Here is a 23,082-nt window from a genome sequence, read left to right on the forward strand (position 1 = left end):
TAAAATTATTATTATGAAACTGTATAATAGAAGATTTTCGAAATTTATCCTGGCGGGCGCATTGATTTTGGTAACTGGCGGAAGTTGCACCAAAAGCTTTGACAGAATAAATCAGAATCCAAATACTCCGGAAAAGGTGCCTGGCAACAATACGCTGGCATATTCGATTGCTTATTATGGAGAATTCCTTTATGATTTATGGGGAGATATGAATGAACCCGAATGTTTTGGTGGCCATCTGGGTAAGATCCAGTATATAGATGAGTCACGTAATGTATACAGGGGAGTAGTGATGGAGAATTTATGGACATATCATTACAGAGTTTTAAATAACCTTCAGATCACCATTAATGATGCCGTAACCAACAATAAAGTGAACGTGCAGGCGGCAGCACTTACTTTTAAGGCCTATGTGGCACAAATAGCCACAGATAGCTGGGGGAACATACCTTACTCCGATGCACTGAAAGGTAATTCTGGTGTTATTACGCCAAAATATGATGACCAGAAAGCTATTTATGCGTCATTACTGGCGGATCTGAAAACGGCTAATGATCTGTTTGCGAAGAACAGTCCTGATGTGCTGGGTGACGGAGATTTCCTGTTTTCGGGCGATGTAACCAAATGGCGTAAATTCTGCAATTCCGTTCGGTTAAGAGTATCCATCCGTTTAAGCAAGGTGGATCCGGTAACGGCCAAATCCAATATTGAAGAAATTGCCGGGGATCCGGTGAAGTACCCTATCATGACAGACAACAGTGATAATGCATTCCTGACCTGGCCTGGAGGTAAACCTTACAATGAACCATGGTCATCCAATAAATCGGATGATGGCCGTGATGATCATGCTGTAAGCGACACGTTGGTAAATATTCTCAGCCGGTTGAAAGATCCGCGGTTGTCAGTTTATGCCAAACCTGCCAGCGATGGCCAGTTCCGCGGTGTAGGAATAGGCATACCAGATAATGACAGACTGCCTTCCCTTGCGCTTTATTCCAGGATCGGCGCCCGTTTCAGAGACAATAAGCAAGGGTTTACGCCGTACATGCGTGTAGCGGAAGTGAAATTCATTCTGGCGGAAGCTGCAGCCAATGGCTGGAACGCAGGTGTTAGTGCTCAGCAGGCCTATGAGGCTGGTATTGACGCCTCTCTCGCAGAGAACCAGATCACCAACGCAGCGTATAAAACCAATTCAGGCGTAAAATGGGATGGTGATGTGAAGAAAATATATCTGCAGAAATGGATTGCGCTGTTTAAAGATGGTCATGAAGCGTGGGCGGAAACCAGGAGAACAGATGTCCCCGTATTACCTGCTGCAAAGGGATCTCCTTATCCGGGCCATACACGTGTATCCTTTCATCTGCCTTATCCCAACAGTGAAACTACATTGAATAGCGCAAATAGCGGACCTACTGTGGGCCAGGTGAAAGATAACTTCTGGGGTAAGCAAATGTATTGGGACACAAGAACAGGTATAAATTGATGCCTGAAAAGGAAAGAGGGACATTGTCTGTCCGATATTTAGCGGACAAATTCGATAAAGATGACTAGTAACAGACGCTAATTTGCTGTTTCTAAAAAAAGAGGACTCATTTGAGTCCTCTTTTTCTATTTTTGTACGGCAAAAACGTACAACATGGAAAATCAGGAAGAACAGAATCAGCTTAATATAGAGTTGAATGAAGAAATCGCCGAGGGTCAATATGCGAATCTTGCTATCATTACTCATTCAAACGCCGAATTCGTGGTAGACTTTGTGAATGTGATGCCCGGTCTGCCTAAGGCGAAGGTCAAATCCCGTATAATACTTACCCCGCAGCATGCCAAGCGCTTTATGAAAGCGATGCTGGATAATATTAAGAAATACGAATCTGTACACGGCCCCATCCAGGATCAGGAGCAGGTATCTGTACCATTGAATTTTGGTGGACCCACCGCTCAGGCTTAATTCGTTGCAGATGGAACATATTTTTTCTTATCATCATTTGAGGGAATTTACCCGCGAGGTGTTTATTCACATGGGTTGTAGCCTCGAACATGCTGCATTAGCCAGTGAAGTATTGGTATCGGCAGATTTGCGTGGTATAGATTCTCATGGAATAGCCCGTTTATCGGGCTATGTTCGTTTATGGGAGGCAAAGCGGATCAATGCACGTCCTGATATTCGCATTGTGCATGAAACGCCCAGCACCGCTGTTATTGATGGGGATGCCGGTTTGGGACTGGTGGTAGCGCCTTTTGCCATGGAAATAGCTATGCAGAAAGCAGCTGCAGTAGGTACTGGCTGGGTAAGTGTGAAAAATTCCAATCATTTTGGTATTGCCGGCTATCATGCCATGATGGCTTTGGAAAGGGATATGATAGGCATGGCCATGACCAATGCCAGTCCGCTGGTAGCACCTACTTTCTCTACAGAGCGGATGTTGGGCACCAATCCTATCGCAGTAGCCGTTCCGGCTAAAGAGCAACCAGCTTTCGTGGCTGATTTTGCTACTACCACTGCAGCCAATGGTAAACTGGAGATCCTCCAACGCAAAAATGAAGAAGCGCCTTATGGCTGGATACAGGATAAAGAAGGTAACCCCAGCAAAAATCCTCACGAACTTAAGGACGGTGGGGCTTTGCTGCCACTGGGTGGTGATCGCGAACATGGAAGTCATAAGGGGTATTGTTTGGGAGCAATAGTTGATATATTTTCGGCCGTTCTTTCAGGAGCTAATTATGGTCCCTGGGCGCCTCCATTCGTGAGTTTTCTGCCATTGGCGCCTGATCCGGTAGGAGAAGGACTGGGACATTTCTTCGGTGCTATGCGTGTAGATGCATTCCGGCCGGCAGAAGAGTTTAAGATGAATATGGATACCTGGATCAATCGCTTCAGAGCTGCTGAACCGATAGCAGGGAAAAAAGTGTTGATACCCGGAGATCCGGAAAGAGAAATGCAGCACGAAAGACTGGAAAAGGGAATTCCTGTAATAGCCCCTGTGGTAAAGGATATGAAGGAAGTAGCTGCAAAGTTTAATTTGAATTTTTAAATCATAATCGTTCATAAAAAAACACCAGGAATAAAGCCCGTGCTGGATTTCAGGTAGCTAAAGCAAAACAAAACATTCAGATGAAAGTGTTAAAATTTGGTGGAACCTCCGTGGGAAAACCAGAGCGTATGCAGTCGGTATCGCAACTGATCACAGCAGATAATGATCAGAAAATTGTGGTCCTGTCTGCACTGTCAGGCACCACAAATTCCCTTGTGGAAATTAGTCAGTCACTGTCAGGAGGTAAGAAGGAACAGGCGAAGCAGCAGATAGATAAGCTGGAGAACCACTACCGTACCTTTTGCGATGAACTGGTGAAGCAGGAAGCCGGCCGCGCAAATGCCAAGGCGATTGTTGATGAACACTTTGAATTTCTGAACATCATTCTGAAGATATCCTTTAATGAAGCGCTGAATAAAGATATTCTTGCACAAGGCGAATTATTATCTACCCGCCTGTTCTGCGTATATCTCGAAGAAGCTGGTATCCCTGCAGTACTGTTGCCTGCACTGGATTTCATGAGTATTGATGAATTTGAAGAACCAGAAATTCCAAAAATAAAAATCAAACTGGCTAACCTGATCAGCCAGCATAAAGGTCAAACGGTATTTATTACCCAGGGATATATTTGTCGCAATGCACGTGGAGAGGTGGATAACCTGAAACGTGGCGGCAGTGACTATTCTGCATCCCTGATCGGTGCTGCTATCCAGGCAGATGAAGTGCAGATATGGACAGACATTGATGGTATGCACAACAATGACCCGCGTGTGGTGAAAAAAACTTTCCCCATTGAGCAGCTCTCTTTTGATGAAGCGGCGGAACTGGCGTACTTCGGTGCTAAAATCCTCCATCCGGCTTCTATCTGGCCTGCACAACATTTCAATATCCCGGTGAAATTGCTCAATACCATGCAACCGGAAGCCAAAGGCACTATCATCACTGAAATGCCTAATGGTAACGGGGTAAAGGCAATTGCAGCGAAAGATGGCATCATTGCTATTAAAATCAAATCCAGCCGAATGCTGCTGGCATATGGTTTCCTCCGCAAAATTTTTGAAATATTCGAAAAATACCGCACTCCAATTGATATGATCACTACTTCTGAAGTAGCGGTGTCTGTAACGATCGATAACGAGCAATACCTGGATCAGATCCTGAAAGAACTGCAACCATTCGGTACTGTAGAACTGGATTATCATCAAACCATTGTATCTATTGTTGGTAACGAAGTAGCGGCTACTCCCTCCATTATCACCAAATTATTTGATGCCATTGAAGAAATTCCTTTGCGCATGATCTCTTATGGTGGCAGCAGACACAATATCTCTATCCTGATTAATGGTCAGTTTAAAGAGAAAACATTGCAGGTGCTGAATAAAGGGCTGTTTGGTCTGGAATAGACATAGGATATGAACGTATAAAAGAAATGCCACGGATATTATCCGTGGCATTTCTTTTATACGTTTGAAAATTATTTTTTCAGCCGCTGGTCAAAGACAAATGGCTGTGTATTGACGATTGTTATACTCTCTGCATCCGGATGAAGGGGGTTAATCAGGTAATTATATTCATCTGCTATCACAACAGAAGGAATCCTCAGTACCGCATATTTAGCGGTATCTGCCCATTCATCACCAATACCCTGCAGCTCCGGATCCGGACCAAGTGACTGCCAGCCTGAAGGCAGGTCATGTTTGGTCAACACCTTAATGGCAAGGTTATCCGGGATGTTGATAGTAGCAATACAGAAATCCTGTACTATATTTTTCAAAGGAATATGCACAAGCACTTCCAATGCGGATAATGCTCTGCTGCCAGCGGTGTACACAATGGAATGCCCTGGACTGTTCCAGCGTCCTCCGTACAGACGCGCACCTGTTCCACTCAGATCATTGATGTAAGCGCACTTACTGATCCTGTATACTTCCATGTTGATTGATTCGTTGATTTATGCAAAGATGCCATGCTCAATGCGCCCCAGCTCATCTTGTATCAGCTGAAACCCAAAAGTGGTATCTAAAAGCGAAATAGGGGTTTGATAGTTGAAGGCAGGTAAAGATGTTCTCATCCATTCCTTGAAATTTTCAAGCTGACCGAACACTTCGGTCCCGCGTTGATAGAGCTGAGAGAGCAAAATGGCACGCTCAGAGGTATCGGCAGACAATTTTGCATCGTCTGCGTAGCGCTGTAGTGTTCTTTCTGAAACATGTACTACCTGCGCAAGTTCTGATAAAGAAAAAGAAAGCTGTCTGCTCAAATTTAATAATGCTTGTTTAATAATTCCACTACGGGAAAGTTGTATAAAATCAAAATAGCCGCTACCGGCAATGAAAGCCGCCCCAGGTGCTTCTACTATCAGTAATGCATTTTCCTGCACGCGGTATCCTTTTACGTGTTTCATAATACCCGACATTTGTCGCAAAAATACAACATTTTGTCGGTTTTATGCTTTTTTATCTTCAAAATACCCAATCTTCCACATCTTGTTGATTTCCAAGGTTATTACATCATGTTCTTTCGCCACCTTACCTTGTAAAACATAAAAACCACCTTTTTGAAAGGGATATTGCCGCAGACTATCAGGGAAATGCACGGTATCCACAAAAGTGCCTTCTTTATCCAGAAAAGTACCAAAACACATGGGCTCTCCTTTATTGCTGCGTAAAAATTTAGTGGTCACCAGGTAGCCCAAAGTAGTAACCGGCAAACCCACATATTTTCCGAACTCACGGGCAGGCATATACGTACTTTGATTGTGTTGCAATACACTGAAAGGGGATTGTAGCGGAAAACCCAGCAGATCAATCTCATCAAAGGCATCTTCATGCGCATGATACGCCAGGGTAGGGAGTTCACAGTTAACAGTCGTATTTCCAAACAGCGGGAGACTATGGGTATTATTGGTTTCTTTACTTTTTACGAGCATACTGCTTTTCCACAATAATTCTTTTTTAGTGTAGCCTGTAAAGTTGAAACAGCCGATGCGGATCAGTATTTCCAGTTGCTCCGGCGTTGGTGAGATGCGGTTGGTAAAGTCTTCCAGATGTGCAAATGGTCCATAGGCTAACCGGTCGGCCAATATTCTTTCTGCCAGTAATTGTTCGAGTCCTTCTACGTGAATCAGCCCCACATATACATCCTGGCCTTTGATATTTGTGGAATATTCACTGTTATTAATGCAGGGCGGATGCATGGTTACTCCTGTTTTCTGCAGCTCCCGGAAATAAAGTTCCCGGTTATAAAAGCCGCCAAAGTTATTGATGACAGCCACCATGAACTCTGCCGGGAAATATGTTTTCAGGTACAGACTCTGATAACTTTCTACTGCAAAACTGGCGGAATGGGCTTTGGAAAAAGAGAAGTTGGCGAAGCTGGCTATTTGTCGCCATACTTCCTGCGCCACTTGTGGGGAATGGCCACGTGCGGCACAGTTTTCAAAAAATCTATCTTCTATTTGTTTAAAATTATTAGCGTCTCTATACTTTCCTCCCATGGCGCGGCGGAGTGTATCCGCATCTGCCAGTTCCAAACCGGCAAATCGATGGGCTACTTTAATTACATCTTCCTGGTACACCATAATACCAAAAGTTTCTTTCAACAGTTCTTCAATCACCGGGTGCAGGTATTCCACTTTATCGGGATGGCGATATCGTTGTACATATTCTTTCATCATGCCCGATTGTGCTACACCGGGGCGGATAATAGAACTCGCTGCTACCAGTGCCAGATAATTATCGCATCGCAGCTTCAGTAGCAGCTGTCGCATGGCGGGAGATTCTATATAAAAACAGCCAATTGTATTTACGGTGGCCAGGTTATTTTTTACACGGGTATCTATCTGGAATGCTTTGACATTATGGATGTCGATATCCACATGTTTGTTTTCTTTTATGATGTCGATGGCATCGCGTATATGCCCAAGTCCGCGCTGGCTGAGGATATCAAACTTATACAGTCCTATGCGTTCTGCCTGCCACATATCCAGTTGTGCCGTTACAAAACCTTTCGGTGGCAAATAGGTGGTGCAGTAATGATGAATAGGTTCATCACTGATCAGTATTCCTCCCGCATGAATGCTGAGATGGTTGGGGAATGCAGGTTTTCTATCCATCAGGTCGCAGTAATGCGCTATTTTCTGATGGATGTCATCTGCCTCCAGTTGAACATGAAATCCATTCTCCAGTATTTTGTCAATCTCTTTTTTGGGTAGTCCATATACTTTGCCCAGTTCCCGTATAATGGCATTTGTTTGGAAAGTGGTGACGGTACCCAGTAACGCTGTATAATCTTTTCCATAGGTATCAAAAACATACCGGATGATATGATCACGATCGCGCCACGAAAAATCAATATCAAAATCCGGTGGAGAACTACGGGAAGGATTAAGAAAGCGTTCAAAATACAGGTCCAGCTCTATGGGATCTACATCCGTAATTTTTGTACAATAGGCAATAATGGAATTAGCGCCGCTGCCCCGGCCTACGTAGAAAAATCCCTGTTCCTGTGCATACCGGATGATATCCCAGGTGATCAGAAAATACGATTCGAAATCCATTTGAGCAACAATGGCCAGCTCTTTTTCAATACGGCTAAGCGCTTCTTCATGATCATCGCCATACCGGTAGTACATGCCTTCCAGGGCCAGTTCCCGCAATTTGGCGCGGTCTCCTTCCACGCTTCCTGTAAAATGCTTTTTGTTGCGGGGAATGTGAGGGGTTACGTCCATTTCCACCTGGCAGGCTTCCATTATTTCCACTGTATTTTGTACAATATGTGGATAGTCTGAAAAATGTTCCACCATTTTTGAAGGATGTACGAATTGTTCTGCCGGATGGCCCGTCATATCGGGCGTTAGTTGTGAAATAAGAATATTCTGATCTACTGCCCGCAGCAGGCGATGTAGTTCAAAATATTCTTCATCCTGGAAGGTTACTGGTTGCAGAATAACCAGTTTATCCCGGATAGATGAGGTATTTGTTCTGAATAATTTATTACGCTCCCAGGGCTTTACGCCGATTAATTCGTGTGCTGCCAGTTTTTCCGGAGCGCGGCTTCCCCAAGCGTAAATAACAAAGGTATGAGGGATAAAAGGTGCCTGGTCAGGAAACGGAATTTCGTGTTGCAAATGTTCGGACAGAAAATGGTTGATGGCATACCAGCCTTGCTGGTTACGTGCCAGCAGGATATATTTAAAATCGTTTTCGTTTCTGCATTCCAGGCCCAGTATAGGTTTAATCAAATATTTATTGCAAAGTTCCACGAACTCCCATGCATCGGAAGTTATGTTGATATTCGTCAGTGCCAGGGTGCGAATGCCCAGTTCATATGCTTTTTCTACGAGCATTTCTGCATGCATAGTGCCATAGCGCAGGCTGAAAAATGTTTTGCAATTGAGATACATAATTGAATTGGGTGTTCCTTTTTACGTGCTGTTATTTTTTATCGGGAGATGTTGAACTTTACCATGCAATATCATCTACACTCCCGAACGACTGTTATCAGCCAGCGATATTAAACTTTGAAATACGGCATGATATCTTTTTTCGGTGCCGGCTGTTTTTTTCGATCAGGTGGTATCACATTGGTACCTTTCATCAGATACTCCCATCCAAAACGATTTTTGATTTGATCAATGGCCTGATAAAGCGCGATCATTTCTTGTTTATCGTCAAATAAACTGATCTGGTAGTTTCCCTGCACCAGGTGGCTGAAACGTACGCCAATAAGGCGTACGAGCAAACGACGGTCATATAGTTTTTTAAACAGTTCTTTTACTTTTTCCAGCAACACATGATCGGCACAGCAGTAAGGAATTGACATTTGTTTGGTAACGGTTTCAAAATCGGAATAGCGTAGTTTCAGGGTAATGCAGCCGGTAAGTTTATTTTGCTGTCTTAATTCAAATGCTATTTTTTCCGTCATGCGTACTAATTCTGCATGTAGAAATTCCATGTCAATGGTGTCTGCAGGAAAAGTACTTTCTGTAGAAATAGATTTTTGTTCATAAAAAGGCACTACCGGCGATTCATCGATACCATTGGCTTTTTTCCAAAGCGCTATTCCGGTTTTCCCCATCCATGCTTCCAGCAGGGAGATGGGCACTTCACTCAGTGTTTTCACGGTTTCTACGCCACGGCGCCTTAGCTGGGCACCGGTTTCGCGGCCTACCATCGGAATCTTTTCCACCGCCAGCGGTGCCAGAAAACTTTTCTCTTCGCCAAACAGTATTTCCAGTTGACCGTTTGGCTTAGCCTCATCAGTGGCTACTTTGGAGATCAACTTGTTGGACGCCAGTCCGAATGAAATAGGTAGCCCTGATTCTTTCATGATGGCTTTCCGCAGCTCTGTCGTCCATTTCAGGGAGCCGAAGAATTTATCCATGCCGGAAAGGTCCAGGTAAAATTCATCGATAGATGATTTCTCATATAGCGGTGCTTTGCCGGCAATGATCTCCGTGATCTCCCTGGATTTTGCACTGTACAATTCCATATCCCCACTGCGTACAATGGCATGCGGACAAAGCCGCAATGCTGTTTTCATGGGCATAGCAGAATGAATACCATAGCGTCTGGCCTCATAGCTGCAGGCAGCTACCACAGCACGATCACTGCTGCCGCCCACCAGCAGCGGTTGTCCGCTTAACCGGCTATCCCGTTGGCATTCCACTGACACAAAAAAACAGTCAAGGTCGAAATGCGCAATGGTACGCTGTTGTAACGTAATCATAATAACGTTGGTTTATGGATAAACAAAGGACGGAACAGCTAGACCGTATAAAAGCGATACGGATGGCGGACCGGGCAAAGGGAGAGGATAGTAAAGCAGCAGGCCTGCCAGCCGGAATCACTTTTATCTGCGACTGCTAAATTACTAATTATTTTAGTAATACTAATAAATTTAGTAAAATATTATTGGGATTTCTCTAAGAATCAATTTTCGTAACTTTAATAAACATAACTGGCATCCAATATGTAATAGATAAGAGAATGGAAATGAAGGAAAAAGGGAGTATGTGAGTGGTTTTACATTTAAACTTATCTCCAATGAAACAGCCGGATTTTACCAAAGAATTGCTTATCCTCGCGTTGCTGCTGGTCCCCATGGGCTACCTGGCTATTATCTGGAATTCGATACCTGCAGTTGTCTCTACAAATTTAAGCGCATCAGGCGCCCAGGAAATGGGATCAAAGAGAGACTTCCTGTTGCTGATGATCTTCCTGTTTTTTACAAATGCTCTCATCTATTTCCTGTTTCGCTATATTCCAGCTGCAGGAGAAAAGCAGATTACACCGTCTGCCATAGAAGTGGAGCACAAAGAATATTATCGCATTCGATTTTTGATTCATTCTTATCAGGCAGTTTTTACCTGCATTATCATTTTCCTGGTGAGCCAGGGAAAATCGTTCATCATGGAACGCTGGGCATTTATAGGAGTGGGATTGCTGATTACCGGCATCGGTTTTTATCTGCGTAATCTGAAGCCCAACAATTATGTAGGTGTAAGAACACCATGGACATTACAAAGCCCTACTGTATGGACAGAAACCCATCTGATGGCCAGTAACCTGTGGGTAAGTGCAGGTGTAGTAATCATCATAGCCGGATTCTTCCTGTCGTTGATCACCGGTGTATTTATCATTTTCTTTGTGGCGATTGTACTGGCGGCATTGCCGTATATCTATTCGTTCAGATTGTACAACAAGGACAAAGGTTAATTAGTTATTCAGTGGTCAATCAATAAAAAGAAAATGGCGTCCCTGACAAGGACGCCATTTTGCTTAATCGTTTTTATTATCTGACTGTCAGGGCAGTTATTAAAACCATCCTTTACCGAGTGCTGCACGGAAAGGCCATGGGATAAGTGCTAGTATCACCACCAGTGCGAGACCAAAGAAGATCAGGCCCAGTTTATGTTTTTGTGCATCGGAGGCTGCTTTCTTTATTTTGGATTTACCGATGTGTACGAGAGCAATGGCGATGATGGCCATCGTTTCATGTTCTACGGTAAAAAATCGCAGTACAGGATCTTTCATCGCAGCGCCCATGTCTGATATGCCGGCTTTAGATAAAGGACTCACGAAGAAAAGAATGAGTCCCACTAACAATTGCAGGTCACAGAATATCATGAAGAAAAGTCCTGCTTTACTGTCTGCTGCAGTGAATGGTGTTTTGCCTGTTACGCCCTTTAATGAACGGACAACGGCCCAGATCCCAGCGAGTAATAGCGCCCATCTTAAAAACGAGTGTATGTAATTTAACATATCGAGTTGGATTTTACCGGGCAAAAATAAGCGAAGCGACCCGAATATATTTGGTAATTCATAAAAATATTTGCTAATTTTGTTAGCAAGGTACTAAATTATTTAGGTTATGTCCGTAGTATGTCAGAATTTGAAATATCTGCGTAAGCAAAAAGCCTGGACGCAGCAAGAGTTTGCCGATAAACTCGGTATTAAGCGATCCCTGCTGGGTGCATATGAAGAGGAGCGAGCTGAACCCCGTACAGAAATCCTGGAACAGGTAAGTGATATGTTCCGGGTATCTATCGATGATCTGCTCCGCCGCGATCTTGGCTCCCAGAAAGACAGTTTCCTGGAAAAGCGTCGTCAGCTGAAGTTGGGCAGTGCCCGGCAGGCAATACAGTTTGTACCGGTAAAAGCAGCTGCCGGTTATCTCGCTGGTTATAATGATGATGAATTTATAGAGGAACTGAATACGTTTACATTGCCTATGCTGGGTGCCGGGGATTACCGGGCCTTTGAAATAGCCGGAGACTCTATGTTGCCGGTTACCTCCGGTTCTGTTATCGTTTGCCATAAGGTAGACGGATGGGAAGAAATTAAGAACAATGAAACCTATGTGGTGATTACTTCCCGTGAAGGCATTGTTTTTAAACGTATCCTGAAGAATAACCGCTCCAAATCAAAAATCACCCTGGTATCAGATAACCCACAGTTTGAGCCATATGGAGTGGAAATGGAGGAGGTGCTGGAATTATGGCAGTCTGATGCCGTAATCAGCAAAGCAGGGCAACAAAGCCGTATGAGTGTGAACCACCTGGCGGATATGGTTAGCCATCTGCAGGATCAGGTGAGTTTGTTAAAGAAGAAGCTGAAAGACTAAAAAAACTAAGTTTCGGGGATCTCAGGAAAGATAGGCGCGGTGACTACCGGGTAGATCTCTCCTGAGATTCCTGTTTGTATAGCACAGCATCATTATGCTCCCGAAATGCTGTGATCTGTCAGGTAACAGGTCTTTTGCCGTCTGTCTTCCTTCGCTTGCGCTGCCGCTACCATCAGATTTCATCGTTGGCCAGCCCATACTATTGTCATCTGCGCCCAATGCCAGCGCCTATCTTCAGTTCAAATTCCCAATTCTTTCTTAATTTCGGGTTATCTCAGCACATGTTAAATAACCAGCGTATGAGGTTTCATGTTTCTTTTGCCGAGTCCTTAACACAATTGCAGAAAAGCGAAGATGACTTCGCGGTATTGTTTGAACACGGTTCCATGCGGGGGATTATCTTTGGCCCGGATGAGATAGATGGACAGGAACCTCATGTTCAGGACGAAATCTACCTGGTAATGCGGGGAAGCGGGGAATTTGAAATGGAGGGTAAAGTGGTACACATTGGGGTGGGCGATTTCCTGTTTGTGCCCGCCGGGGCTACACATCGCTTCCGGAATTTTACGGCCGATCTGCTATTATGGGTGATATTTTATGGTCAGGAGGGAGGGGAGACAGAATAATTCTGATAGTCTTTTGTTTTTTCACAAATCTTGTTTTATCTTTGCGTTCCTAAAAATAAGAGGCAAAAATTATGTTGATCATTGATTCTAAAGATTGCGAAAACATAGACAAGGCGCTTAAAAAATATAAAAAGAAGTTTGAGAAAGCTCGCATATTACTGCAGCTGAGAACGCGCCAGTCTTTTACTAAACCATCTGTTAAACGTCGTAACCAGGTGTTAAAAGCCGTTTACAAGCAACAGTTGGCTACCGGTAAGTTTGAAGATTAATATTGCATTGGCAATAAGCTGAGTGCAACTCAAAATATTTGATGATTGTAAGGTTATTTAATAACTTTACAATCATCAATCTTTTTGTGTTGAACGAACCATTATATTCCTTAGCAGAGCGCTTTATAGCCTATATCCAGCTCGAAAAACGGTACTCAGCGCATACCTGCACTGCCTATCGTAACGATCTTTTACAGTTTATCGATTATATTACCCTCAGCTACAACAGTACCGCTGTAGAGGACCTTACTCATGTAATGATCCGTAGCTGGCTGGCCCGTCTCATGGAGGATGCCATGACGGCCAAAAGCGTAAACCGCAAAATCTCCACACTCAAATCCTTTTTCAAATATTGCCTGCGTCAGGGTCTGGTTAAACAGTCGCCTATGACCAAAGTGATTGCGCCCAAAATAAGCCGCCGTTTGCCGGGTTATATTGAGGAGAAGGGCATGCGTGCCCTGGAAGATAATATCAGCCCCGTTTCCCTTACTTCCGTTCAGATTTTTGCCAATGATTTTGAAGGTACTACCCATCGGCTCATTTTTGAAATCTTTTATCAGACAGGTATCCGTTTGTCGGAGCTGATTTCTTTACAGGAGTTCAGGGTAGACAAAGGGAATCTTTCCATTAAGGTAATGGGGAAAGGCGGAAAGGAGCGGATCATTCCTATTAGCCAGGGGTTGCAGATGCAAATAGGCGACTATATGGATCAGAAGCGTAGTTACCTGGAAGAATTTGAAGCAGGGGTATTGCTGGTGCATCCACACAGCGGCCAGCGACTATATCCCAAATATGTGTATCTGACAGTACGGAAATATCTCACAGAACATCAAATCACTACTTTAAAAAAGAAAAGCCCGCATATACTTCGTCATACGTTCGCTACTCATCTTGCAAACAATGGTGCAGATCTGAATGCCATCAAAGAATTGCTGGGTCACTCCAGTCTCGCTGCCACACAGGTTTACACGCACAATACGATTGAGCAGTTGAAGAAAGTATATCAACAGGCACACCCGAAAGCGTAGCAGTTATTTTTGGCTTTTAACAAAATATTACGCGGCTATTCCGCATTGCATTGCAAAAGTGACTATATTAGTAATCCAGTTCATTATACTAAAAGAGAGTGCCTATGACCTTCCTTTACTAACTAGAACTTAGATTGTTAAATATTTAAAAAATTAGTGCTATGAACGTACAAATTCAAACTGTGCATTTTGATGCTGATTCCAAATTGATCGATCATGTGAACAAGAAACTTCAGAAGTTAAACACCTTTTATGACCGTATCATTAGTGTGGATGTATTTTTAAAAGTGGATAATTTAGCCCATCAAATTAAAGACAAAATAGCCGAGATCCGAGTTCGAATACCCCGTCAGGACTTGTTTGTCAAGCACGAGTCTAAGTCCTTCGAAGAGTCTTTTGACCTTGCCTTCGAATCCCTTGTAGAGCAGGTGAAAAGAAAGAAGGAAAAGAAATTTCAATAATTTTCTGAAATAATTTTGGAAATATTAATCTCTTTGCTACCTTTGCCATCCCGATTCAAAAAGAGGGTCGGTAAAGGTAGCAAAGTTCTTTATGGTAGGGCGTTTTCAGGGAAGCAGATAAATTTTTAAATATTTGTAACAAACTGAAAAAAAGATTTTGAGAATTGAAAAATTCGTTTAATTTTGCGCTCTCTTTCAACGAGTTACTTTATTGAAAGAATGTTTTTTGAAAGATGCCAGCATAGCTCAGTTGGCCAGAGCTACTGATTTGTAATCAGTGGGTCGGGGGTTCGAATCCCTCTGCTGGCTCATCGATTTTTATTTGGTTATTGAGATAACCGGATGACAAAATCCAAAGATGTTAGGGCAGGTTCCAGAGCGGCCAAATGGGGCGGACTGTAAATCCGCTGACTACGTCTTCATAGGTTCGAATCCTATCCTGCCCACAAATACAGCGTGTTCCGCTTTTGCCCTTCGCAGAGGCGGAACATAGTTGTTGAGTAGAAGGTGAGTAATTCAGAAGTAGTAGACAGAATACCCTAAACCTGTGGTACAACAGCCTTTTAAAGTTCTTATTTTTATTCTAATAATTCTATAAGTGGAAAGTTGCAGTGTTGTTTGCCGGAAACTTAGTGAATTAAAAATGCGGGAGTAGCTCAGTTGGTAGAGCGACAGCCTTCCAAGCTGTAGGTCGCGGGTTCGAACCTCGTCTCCCGCTCGCATTAAAGCAATTTTTTAAGCTGTTGTAGCTCAGGGGTAGAGCACTTCCTTGGTAAGGAAGAGGTCGTGAGTTCAATTCTCATCAACAGCTCCATTGAATTTTAGAAGAATAGTTGTAGTGACTTTTTTAATCGCCTCAACAAACTCCATAAAATTCGAATTTCGGAATTCGAATTTGTAAATTCTGCACTCCGAAATTAAAACTTAGCGTTGTAGCTMAATGGAAGAGCGACCCATTTTTATTTAGGGGAGGCCATGAGTTCAATTCTCATCAACGGTACAAGTTTGTAAAACCGTTTTTTTAAAACAACAATCAATACAATCTTTACAAACCATCTAAAAAGAAAATACAATGGCAAAAGAAACCTTCAAGCGGGATAAACCCCACGTAAACATTGGTACCATCGGCCACGTGGATCATGGTAAAACTACTTTGACTGCTGCCATTACCACAATTTTGGCAAATAAAGGTCTGGCAGAGAAGAGAGGATATGATGAGATCGATGCTGCTCCTGAAGAAAAAGAAAGAGGTATTACTATCAATACAGCTCACGTTGAGTATCAGACAGTTGCTCGTCACTACGCTCACGTTGACTGTCCTGGTCACGCGGATTATGTGAAGAACATGATCACCGGTGCTGCTCAGATGGACGGTGCTATCCTCGTGGTGGCAGCTACAGATGGTCCTATGCCGCAAACAAGAGAGCACATCCTGCTGGCTCGCCAGGTAGGTGTACCTCGTATCGTGGTATTCATGAATAAAGTTGATCTGGTAGACGATCCAGAACTGCTGGAACTGGTAGAAATCGAAATCCGTGATCTGCTGTCTTCTAACGGTTTTGACGGTGATAACGTTCCTGTAATTCAGGGTTCTGCAACTGGCGCTCTCGCTGGTGACGAAAAATGGGTTGCTGCTATCGATCAACTGATGGATGCTGTTGATACTTACATCCCACTGCCTCCACGTCCGGTTGATCAACCGTTCCTGATGTCAGTAGAAGATGTATTCTCTATCACAGGTCGTGGTACAGTTGCTACAGGTCGTATCGAGCGCGGTCGCATCAAAGTTGGTGAGAACGTTGAAATCGTAGGTCTGCAGGAAGAACCACTGAAATCTACTTGTACTGGTGTTGAGATGTTCAAAAAACTCCTCGACGAAGGTGAAGCAGGTGATAACGCTGGTCTGTTACTCCGCGGTATTGAGAAAACTCAGATCCGTCGTGGTATGGTTATCTGCCAGCCAGGTACTATCAAACCTCACTCCGAATTCAAATGCGAAGTATACGTACTGAGCAAAGAAGAAGGTGGCCGTCACACTCCGTTCTTCAACAAATACCGTCCTCAGTTCTACTTCCGTACTACTGACGTAACAGGTGAAGTTGAATTACCAGCTGGTGTTGAAATGGTTATGCCTGGTGATAACGTTAGTCTGACAGTTAAGCTGATCCAGCCTATCGCTATGGACAAAGGTCTGAAGTTCGCTATCCGTGAAGGTGGTCGTACAGTAGGTGCTGGTCAGGTTACTGAAATCCTGAAATAAGCAACTAAATAATATTAAGAAGCCATTAGCTTTGGCGATTAAATGTCAGAAAATTTATATAGATTTGCTGGCTGCTAAAAGCTCACTGCTAATGGCTTTATACACGGGTATGGTGCAACGGTAGCATACGGGTCTCCAAAACCTTTGATCTGGGTTCGAATCCTAGTACCCGTGCAAGGTTTAAAAAATATAATTAAATGGTTGAATTGTTGTTATTACAAAATAAAACAAGTCAACCATTTTTTAGGCTTTAAACAATTGACCATAAATAGTTAACTTTATAGAATGAATAAGATCAGAAATTATTTCCGCGAGTCTTATCATGAATTGGTTTACAAGGTGTCCTGGCCTACCTGGCAAGAGCTCCAGTCATCTACCATGATTGTACTGATAGCAACAATATTTGTTACCGCGCTGGTATGGGGTATGGATGCCGCTTCCAATTTTGTGTTAACACACTATTACGAAATTTTCAAAGCTAAATAAATGGATGCAGCCAATCTTCCTGCTCAGGAAACAAAGTGGTATGTACTCCGCGTTGTTAGTGGCAAGGAAAAAAAAGTGAAGGAATACCTGGATATTGAAGTACGCCGCTCCGATTGGGGGAACGTAATCAGCCAGATCTTCCTGCCGGTAGAAAAAGTTTATAAAGTGCAGGCTGGTAAAAAAGTGATGCGCGAAAAAAACTTCTATCCCGGATATGTGATGATCGAAGCGGTAGATGGTAAAATGACCGATGAAGTAATACAAGCCATACGTAATGTATCAGGCGTTATTCACTTCCTTGGAAAAGAAAAGCCAATCGCACTCCGTAAAGCTGAGGTAAATAAAATGTTAGGTAAAGTGGATGAACTGAGCGATCAGGGATTAACCATGAGTGAACCTTTCATCGTAGGTGAAACCATTAAGATTATTGATGGTCCATTCAACGACTTTAACGGCGTGATCGAAGAAGTAATCGAAGACAAGAAAAAACTGAAAGTAACTGTAAAGATCTTTGGCCGTGCTACTCCGGTAGAGCTGAACTTTATGCAGGTAGAAAAACTTTCTTAATTTTTTATACAACATCTTTATTGAAGAGCGTTCCGGAACACCGGAGCGCTTTTCTCATTTACCTATGGCCATGAACATCAAATAACCATGAATATCAAATGCCTGGTAATGGGTGCCATCTGCTTCTTCCTCCTCGGAAGCATAAAGGCCCAGACTGTAGCCCAAAAAACCGTTAAACCGGTGGCCTTTGCCGTTAATTTTGCACGCGTGCCTGATTCGGTGACCACCACGCCAGCCGCAATGGCGGCCTACCTGGTAGCCCACAACAAAAGCCAGGTTGCCATACTTAAATCCCTTTACAGCTGGATGTCTGACCATATCAGCTATGATATGGTGAATACCTTTAAACCAGATTATTATAAAGATACCGCTGAAGCCATCAACAACACCCTGAAAACCCGCATCGCTGTTTGCCAGGGATATGCCAGCCTGTTCATGGACATCTGCCGCCGCGCCAATATTCCTGCGTGGCTGGTGAGCGGATATACACTCAGTGCGGGGAGGCCTAATAATGCCAGTCATGTATGGGTGGCTGTGTTTACAGAAAATAAATGGCTGTTGACTGATCCTACCTGGGGATCCGGCTATGCAAGGGATAATGAATATGTGCAACAGATTAACTGGCAACATTTTCTCATAGCTCCAGCTGTATTTATTAAAACACATGTACCCTTCGATCCTTTGTTCCAATTCCAGGACCAGCCCTTACGACACGATGAAATCCGGGATGGAAAGTGGACCGCAGGCAGCAGTCGCCCGGTATTTAATTACAGGGATACGCTGGCGGCGTATGCGCTAATGCCGGAACTGGCCCGGGCTGAGAATTCGGTGAACAGAATAACGCAGTATGGCATTACTAATCAGCTGATCTCTGTAGAATTAACCAATCTCCATAACACAATAGCATACAGTAAACAAAAGAAACTGGTAGATGAGCAAAATCAGCAGGCCCATATTATAAATCAGGCTAGCAGCCGGTGTAATGATGTGATCAATTCCTTTAACAGGTATATAATTTTTAGAAACAACCAGTATACCCCGGCAAAGTCTGATAAAGAGATCCGGGAATGGGTGGACGGTATGGCTACAGAACTGAATGACATCACTAAAATGCTCAGTAGTGTGAATGCAACGGAGCCTCCTTATACCACCAATAAAATGGAAATAGAAGCTTCTGCTGCCGGACTAAAACAACGTATCGCAGAAGAACAGGTCTTCCTGACGAGATACCTTAAAACGGGAAAATTATTCAGGAAAACCTTGTTTTATAAAATGAACTGGCGATAACTTTACATAGTTGGATATATAGTCGGATATTCAGATAGAGGAAAAAAAGTTTTCTCTTTTTTATATTTTTAGGATGGTCCCGGGCCTTGCCCCGACCTTTAAACACAATCTCCCTATATCTTATTATTGTATGAAATCAGTTATTTCTGTCTTGCTCGGGCTGCTGCTATGTACATCAGCTGACGCGCAAACCGGCAAATCTGTTAAACCAGCCACCACGCTGGCTATTCCCCAGATACCCGAATCAGCCACGACGTCTCCCGCAGCAATGGCCAAGTGGTTACAGGCGCATACCACTAATAGTATGGCTTTACAGCAATCATTATTCAGCTGGATGGCTAATAATATTGTCTACGATGTGGCCAATATGAATCAGCCTAACAGTTACAGGGATTCGGCGGCGGCAATGCTCAGAACATTGCGTACCCGCAAAGGCTTATGCACTGACTATGCGGTATTATATGCACAGGTATGCCGGGAAGCAGGCATTAATGCTATTGTGGTAACCGGCTACGGTTTGCTGAATGATATTATGATTCCCACGGGTTCACATGACTGGGTAGTAATAAAAAACGGTACGCAGTGGACCATTACAGATCCTACCTGGGGAGCAGGAGCGGTAGATAATGGTCGTTTTATCCAGAAGATCAACTGGAGCTGGTTCCAGGCACTGCCGCAACTGGCAGTGAAAACGCATATGCCTTATGATCCCATGTGGCAGATGTTATCATTTCCCTTGCGTCATGACGAGCTGAACAGCCAGGGTTTTGCGGCAGCAACGAAACGGTCCGTGTTCGCTTTCAATGATAGTTTGAATGCCTGGTCACGGCAGTCGCGTCTGGAACGGTTGCAACATGCCTCCGCCAGGATCCGGCAGTTTGGCGGGGCAGCGAATCCATTTATTATGACGGAGCTGGACTGGATGGATCAAACCATTAAGGTATTGGCTGCCAACCAGGAGATAGAGGTAAGGAACAGGCGGGTAGACCAGTTTAACGCTGTGAACCGGGATTATACTGAGGTGGTGAAGTTGTATAATGAGTATGTGGGCTTCAAGAACAGGCAGTTTTTGCCGGAAATGAAGGATGAGTTATTAAAGAAGATGATTGATGGGATTGCCGGTCGGCTGACGGCTGCTGAAAAGTCGCTTTCGGGGCTGGATGTTCCTGACGATGCGATTAAGCATAATATGGACGAGCTGTTGCAGGCGATAATGGAGATGAAGGAAAAGGTGATGCGTGAGCAGTCTTTTGTAAATAAATATATAAAAACAGAGAAGGGTAAGCGGCAGGAATTGTTTTACGCACAAGTGGCGGAGAAATCGTAACTTTGCCGGCTTCGGATAATAAGGAAAAAATTCGGGTAATGCAATAGATTTGTAAAAAAAATCCTTTCCGAAGCAAAAAGGATGCCCAATTTCAAATACTTTTTGACAATTTCGTAATAATATATACCTTTGCATCCCCTTTAAAAGGTTATTTTAGTTCCTTTTAGTTTTGGGAGTCTTCTGTTTTGCAGGGGGCGTTTAACCAAATTAAATTAAAAAACATGGCAAAAGAGATTTCAACGTACGTGAAATTGCAGGTGAAAGGCGGCCAGGCCAACCCTGCACCTCCAATTGGTCCCGCACTGGGTTCCAAAGGTGTGAACATCATGGAGTTCTGCAAACAATTCAATGCCCGCACCCAGGATAAAATGGGTAAAGTATTGCCTGTGTTGCTGACTGTTTACACTGACAAATCATTCGAATTTGTAATTAAAACTCCTCCGGCACCAGTACAGCTGCTGGAAGCTGCTAAATTACAGAGTGGTTCCAAAGAACCAAACCGTAACAAGGTGGGTAAAGTTTCCTGGGCTCAGGTACAGGCTATCGCAGAAGATAAGATGGCTGATCTGAACTGCTTTACGCTGAACAGCGCTATGAAAATGGTAGCTGGTACTGCGCGTAGCATGGGTATTACTGTTGATGGTAAAGCTCCTTGGGAAAACTAATTGTTTCACCCTGTTGAGGCAGGATCTTAAAATCATTTTGACAAATGGCAACTAAAAAGAGAAAAGTAGCTGACGCTAAGCTTGAAAAAAATAAGGTTTACAGCCTGAAAGAAGCTTCTAGCCTGGTTAAAGATATTAACTGTACTAAATTCGACAGCTCTGTCGATTTACATATCCGCTTAGGCGTTGATCCTAAGAAAGCAGATCAAGCCATCCGTGGTTCCGTAACGCTTCCACACGGTACTGGTAAGACTAAGAAGGTTTTAGTGCTCTGCACACCTGATAAAGAAGCTGCTGCAAAAGAAGCAGGTGCTGACTTCGTTGGTCTGGATGAATTTATCCAGAAGATCGAAGCTGGTTGGACTGATGTTGATGTAATCGTAGCTACTCCTTCTGTAATGCCGAAGATCGGTAAACTGGGTAAGATTTTAGGTCCCCGTAACCTGATGCCAAACCCTAAGACCGGTACTGTTACTAACGACGTTGCAGCTGCAGTAAACGATGTTAAAGGCGGTAAAATCACTTTCAAGGTTGATAAAGCTGGTATCATCCACGCTTCTATCGGTCGTGTATCTTTCGCATCTGATAAAATTGAGCAGAACTCTCTGGAGCTGATCAATGCTATCATCAAGCTGAAACCAGCTACTGCAAAAGGTACTTACCTGAGAGGTCTGTCTATGGCAAGCACCATGAGTCCAGGTATTGTTATCGATACTAAATCTGTTCAAAACTAATTGATCACGAGTTGTAGTCGTTATCTGTAAAGATGGGGCTTGCTACAAACGTTTTAATATGAATAAAGATCAAAAACAAGAAGCGATTGAACTGCTGAAAAGTAAGTTCTCTCAATACAGCAACTTTTATATCACTAATACTGAATCATTATCAGTAGCACAGGTAAATGGCCTGAGGAAAGTATGCTTTGATAAGCAAGTGGAAATGAAGGTGGCTAAAAACACCCTGATCCGCAAGGCACTGGAATCTCTGGATAGCGAAAAGTATGCAGGTTTATATGAAAGCCTGAGCGGTGTAACTGCCCTGATGTTCTCTGACAGCCCGAAAGAGCCGGCTCTGATCATCTCTGCTTTCCGTAAAGCTAACAACAAGCTGGAAAAGCCTGTATTGAAAGCTGCTTTTGTTGCAGATGAAATCTTCATCGGTGACAACCAACTGGTTCCTTTGACCAACATCAAGACCAAGAACGAGCTCATCGGCGAAGTTATCGGTCTCTTGCAATCACCTGCAAAACGCGTTATCGCTGCTTTGCTGGAAAAAGGCAAGAAAGAAGAAGCTGCAGTGGAAGCACCAGCAGCAGAATAACTCTTTTTGCTTTGAACTATTCGCTTGCTAAAAGCTGATAGCTAAAAGCTAAAAGCACAATCGGCTTCCAAGTCACAATATAATTAACAACAACATTACAAACATTACATTAAAACATTATAAAATGGCAGACGTAAAAGCATTAGCTGAACAATTAGTAGGTTTAACTGTTAAGGAAGTACAAGAACTCGCAGACGTTCTGAAATCAGAATACGGTATCGAACCAGCTGCTGCTGCAGTTGTAGTTGCTGCTGCTGGTGAAGCTGCTGCAGTTGAAGAAAAAACAGCCTTCAACGTAGTTCTGAAAGCTGCTGGTGCAAGCAAACTGAACGTTGTTAAGATCGTTAAAGATCTGACCGGCTTAGGTCTGAAAGAAGCGAAAGAACTGGTAGACGGTGCGCCTAAATCTATTAAAGAAGGCGTGAGCAAAGCTGAGGCTGAAGACCTGAAAGCTAAGCTGACTGAAGCTGGTGCTGATGTTGAGATTCAGTAATTCTTTGCTTAAGTATACATCTTTTAAAGGTCAAAAGTGCTTTTGCACTTTTGGCCTTATTCCCTTTGGGAAAGTGTCTTTTTCAGAGAGTCAAAACGGGGAATCACTAATAAGGTGACTTTGACCACGTGCAGA

Annotated in this window: 24 protein-coding genes and 6 tRNA genes; 25 read left to right on the forward strand and 5 right to left on the reverse strand. The window is 43.5% G+C overall.

Annotated elements, in window-relative coordinates:
• Positions 1–13: 13 nt before the first annotated feature.
• The 4 genes from AC1DCV_RS01670 (at position 14) to AC1DCV_RS01685 (ending at position 4,435) form a co-directional block, all read left to right on the forward strand.
• On the forward strand, positions 14–1,483 hold the full coding sequence (locus AC1DCV_RS01670; RefSeq protein WP_477021550.1) for a SusD/RagB family nutrient-binding outer membrane lipoprotein: 1,470 nt from the start codon (positions 14–16) through the stop codon (positions 1,481–1,483).
• Between the two features lie 153 nt (positions 1,484–1,636).
• A complete protein-coding gene (locus AC1DCV_RS01675; RefSeq protein WP_133808729.1) occupies positions 1,637–1,948 on the forward strand; it encodes a DUF3467 domain-containing protein in 312 nt (103 codons plus the stop codon).
• 10 nt (positions 1,949–1,958) lie between these two features.
• Complete coding sequence (locus AC1DCV_RS01680) at positions 1,959–3,032, forward strand: Ldh family oxidoreductase (RefSeq protein WP_477021551.1); 1,074 nt, start codon at positions 1,959–1,961, stop codon at positions 3,030–3,032.
• A gap of 80 nt (positions 3,033–3,112) precedes the next feature.
• Positions 3,113–4,435, forward strand: a complete 1,323-nt coding sequence (locus tag AC1DCV_RS01685) for an aspartate kinase (protein ID WP_477021552.1) — start codon at positions 3,113–3,115, stop codon at positions 4,433–4,435.
• A 71-nt stretch (positions 4,436–4,506) separates the two neighbouring features.
• Here AC1DCV_RS01685 and AC1DCV_RS01690 read toward each other — a convergent pair whose 3' ends face one another.
• From AC1DCV_RS01690 to dinB, 4 genes are all read right to left on the reverse strand, one after another.
• On the reverse strand, positions 4,507–4,965 hold the full coding sequence (locus AC1DCV_RS01690; protein WP_441572535.1) for an RES family NAD+ phosphorylase: 459 nt from the start codon (positions 4,963–4,965) through the stop codon (positions 4,507–4,509).
• Between the two features lie 18 nt (positions 4,966–4,983).
• Positions 4,984–5,436, reverse strand: coding sequence for a type II RES/Xre toxin-antitoxin system antitoxin (gene parS / locus AC1DCV_RS01695; RefSeq protein WP_166649941.1), 453 nt, complete (start codon positions 5,434–5,436; stop codon positions 4,984–4,986).
• A gap of 42 nt (positions 5,437–5,478) precedes the next feature.
• The gene (locus AC1DCV_RS01700; protein ID WP_477021553.1) at positions 5,479–8,436 is read right to left on the reverse strand and encodes a DNA polymerase III subunit alpha; all 2,958 of its coding nucleotides are present in this window, start codon (positions 8,434–8,436) and stop codon (positions 5,479–5,481) included.
• A gap of 110 nt (positions 8,437–8,546) precedes the next feature.
• A complete protein-coding gene (gene dinB / locus AC1DCV_RS01705; RefSeq protein WP_477021554.1) occupies positions 8,547–9,761 on the reverse strand; it encodes a DNA polymerase IV in 1,215 nt (404 codons plus the stop codon).
• A gap of 317 nt (positions 9,762–10,078) precedes the next feature.
• Here dinB and AC1DCV_RS01710 point away from each other — a divergent pair, with 317 nt between their 5' ends.
• A complete protein-coding gene (locus tag AC1DCV_RS01710) occupies positions 10,079–10,750 on the forward strand; it encodes an SdpI family protein (RefSeq protein WP_477021555.1) in 672 nt (223 codons plus the stop codon).
• A 99-nt stretch (positions 10,751–10,849) separates the two neighbouring features.
• On the opposite strand, the gene AC1DCV_RS01715 is transcribed toward AC1DCV_RS01710, so the two are convergent.
• Positions 10,850–11,296: a hypothetical protein gene (locus AC1DCV_RS01715; RefSeq protein ID WP_477021556.1), complete on the reverse strand. Its 447-nt coding sequence runs from the start codon at positions 11,294–11,296 to the stop codon at positions 10,850–10,852.
• Positions 11,297–11,405: 109 nt separating this feature from the next.
• Between AC1DCV_RS01715 and AC1DCV_RS01720 the strand changes: the two genes are divergently transcribed.
• The 20 genes from AC1DCV_RS01720 (at position 11,406) to rplL (ending at position 22,947) form a co-directional block, all read left to right on the forward strand.
• Positions 11,406–12,158 carry an XRE family transcriptional regulator gene (locus AC1DCV_RS01720; protein WP_441572528.1) on the forward strand — a complete coding sequence of 251 codons (753 nt, stop codon included), beginning with the start codon at positions 11,406–11,408 and terminating at the stop codon, positions 12,156–12,158.
• Positions 12,159–12,457: 299 nt separating this feature from the next.
• Complete coding sequence (locus tag AC1DCV_RS01725; protein ID WP_477021557.1) at positions 12,458–12,784, forward strand: cupin domain-containing protein; 327 nt, start codon at positions 12,458–12,460, stop codon at positions 12,782–12,784.
• Positions 12,785–12,855: 71 nt separating this feature from the next.
• Positions 12,856–13,053, forward strand: coding sequence for a 30S ribosomal protein S21 (gene rpsU, locus AC1DCV_RS01730; RefSeq protein WP_079470678.1), 198 nt, complete (start codon positions 12,856–12,858; stop codon positions 13,051–13,053).
• An 86-nt stretch (positions 13,054–13,139) separates the two neighbouring features.
• Positions 13,140–14,081 (forward strand): tyrosine-type recombinase/integrase, encoded by a 942-nt coding sequence (locus tag AC1DCV_RS01735; RefSeq protein WP_477022071.1) that lies wholly within the window; start codon positions 13,140–13,142, stop codon positions 14,079–14,081.
• Between the two features lie 161 nt (positions 14,082–14,242).
• The gene (locus AC1DCV_RS01740; protein ID WP_133808740.1) at positions 14,243–14,542 is read left to right on the forward strand and encodes an HPF/RaiA family ribosome-associated protein; all 300 of its coding nucleotides are present in this window, start codon (positions 14,243–14,245) and stop codon (positions 14,540–14,542) included.
• 235 nt (positions 14,543–14,777) lie between these two features.
• Positions 14,778–14,851, forward strand: a tRNA-Thr gene (locus AC1DCV_RS01745).
• A 55-nt stretch (positions 14,852–14,906) separates the two neighbouring features.
• Positions 14,907–14,988, forward strand: a tRNA-Tyr gene (locus AC1DCV_RS01750).
• 199 nt (positions 14,989–15,187) lie between these two features.
• Positions 15,188–15,260 (forward strand) — tRNA-Gly (locus AC1DCV_RS01755).
• A 21-nt stretch (positions 15,261–15,281) separates the two neighbouring features.
• Positions 15,282–15,356, forward strand: a tRNA-Thr gene (locus tag AC1DCV_RS01760).
• 112 nt (positions 15,357–15,468) lie between these two features.
• Positions 15,469–15,542, forward strand: a tRNA-Lys gene (locus tag AC1DCV_RS01765).
• 72 nt (positions 15,543–15,614) lie between these two features.
• Positions 15,615–16,802: an elongation factor Tu gene (gene tuf, locus AC1DCV_RS01770; protein ID WP_441572526.1), complete on the forward strand. Its 1,188-nt coding sequence runs from the start codon at positions 15,615–15,617 to the stop codon at positions 16,800–16,802.
• A gap of 103 nt (positions 16,803–16,905) precedes the next feature.
• Positions 16,906–16,976, forward strand: a tRNA-Trp gene (locus AC1DCV_RS01775).
• Between the two features lie 111 nt (positions 16,977–17,087).
• A complete protein-coding gene (gene secE, locus AC1DCV_RS01780) occupies positions 17,088–17,288 on the forward strand; it encodes a preprotein translocase subunit SecE (RefSeq protein WP_106527941.1) in 201 nt (66 codons plus the stop codon).
• On the forward strand, positions 17,289–17,855 hold the full coding sequence (nusG, locus tag AC1DCV_RS01785; protein ID WP_089902937.1) for a transcription termination/antitermination protein NusG: 567 nt from the start codon (positions 17,289–17,291) through the stop codon (positions 17,853–17,855).
• 87 nt (positions 17,856–17,942) lie between these two features.
• On the forward strand, positions 17,943–19,142 hold the full coding sequence (locus AC1DCV_RS01790; RefSeq protein WP_477021558.1) for a transglutaminase domain-containing protein: 1,200 nt from the start codon (positions 17,943–17,945) through the stop codon (positions 19,140–19,142).
• Positions 19,143–19,272: 130 nt separating this feature from the next.
• A complete protein-coding gene (locus AC1DCV_RS01795) occupies positions 19,273–20,469 on the forward strand; it encodes a transglutaminase domain-containing protein (RefSeq protein WP_477021559.1) in 1,197 nt (398 codons plus the stop codon).
• Between the two features lie 221 nt (positions 20,470–20,690).
• On the forward strand, positions 20,691–21,134 hold the full coding sequence (rplK, locus tag AC1DCV_RS01800) for a 50S ribosomal protein L11 (protein ID WP_331964243.1): 444 nt from the start codon (positions 20,691–20,693) through the stop codon (positions 21,132–21,134).
• A gap of 44 nt (positions 21,135–21,178) precedes the next feature.
• A complete protein-coding gene (rplA, locus tag AC1DCV_RS01805) occupies positions 21,179–21,868 on the forward strand; it encodes a 50S ribosomal protein L1 (protein ID WP_089902929.1) in 690 nt (229 codons plus the stop codon).
• Between the two features lie 58 nt (positions 21,869–21,926).
• The gene (gene rplJ, locus AC1DCV_RS01810) at positions 21,927–22,454 is read left to right on the forward strand and encodes a 50S ribosomal protein L10 (RefSeq protein WP_133808747.1); all 528 of its coding nucleotides are present in this window, start codon (positions 21,927–21,929) and stop codon (positions 22,452–22,454) included.
• A gap of 124 nt (positions 22,455–22,578) precedes the next feature.
• Complete coding sequence (gene rplL, locus AC1DCV_RS01815; protein ID WP_441572523.1) at positions 22,579–22,947, forward strand: 50S ribosomal protein L7/L12; 369 nt, start codon at positions 22,579–22,581, stop codon at positions 22,945–22,947.
• The last annotated feature ends 135 nt before the right edge of the window (positions 22,948–23,082 follow it).

Source organism: Chitinophaga sp. 10T418 (assembly GCF_056394125.1).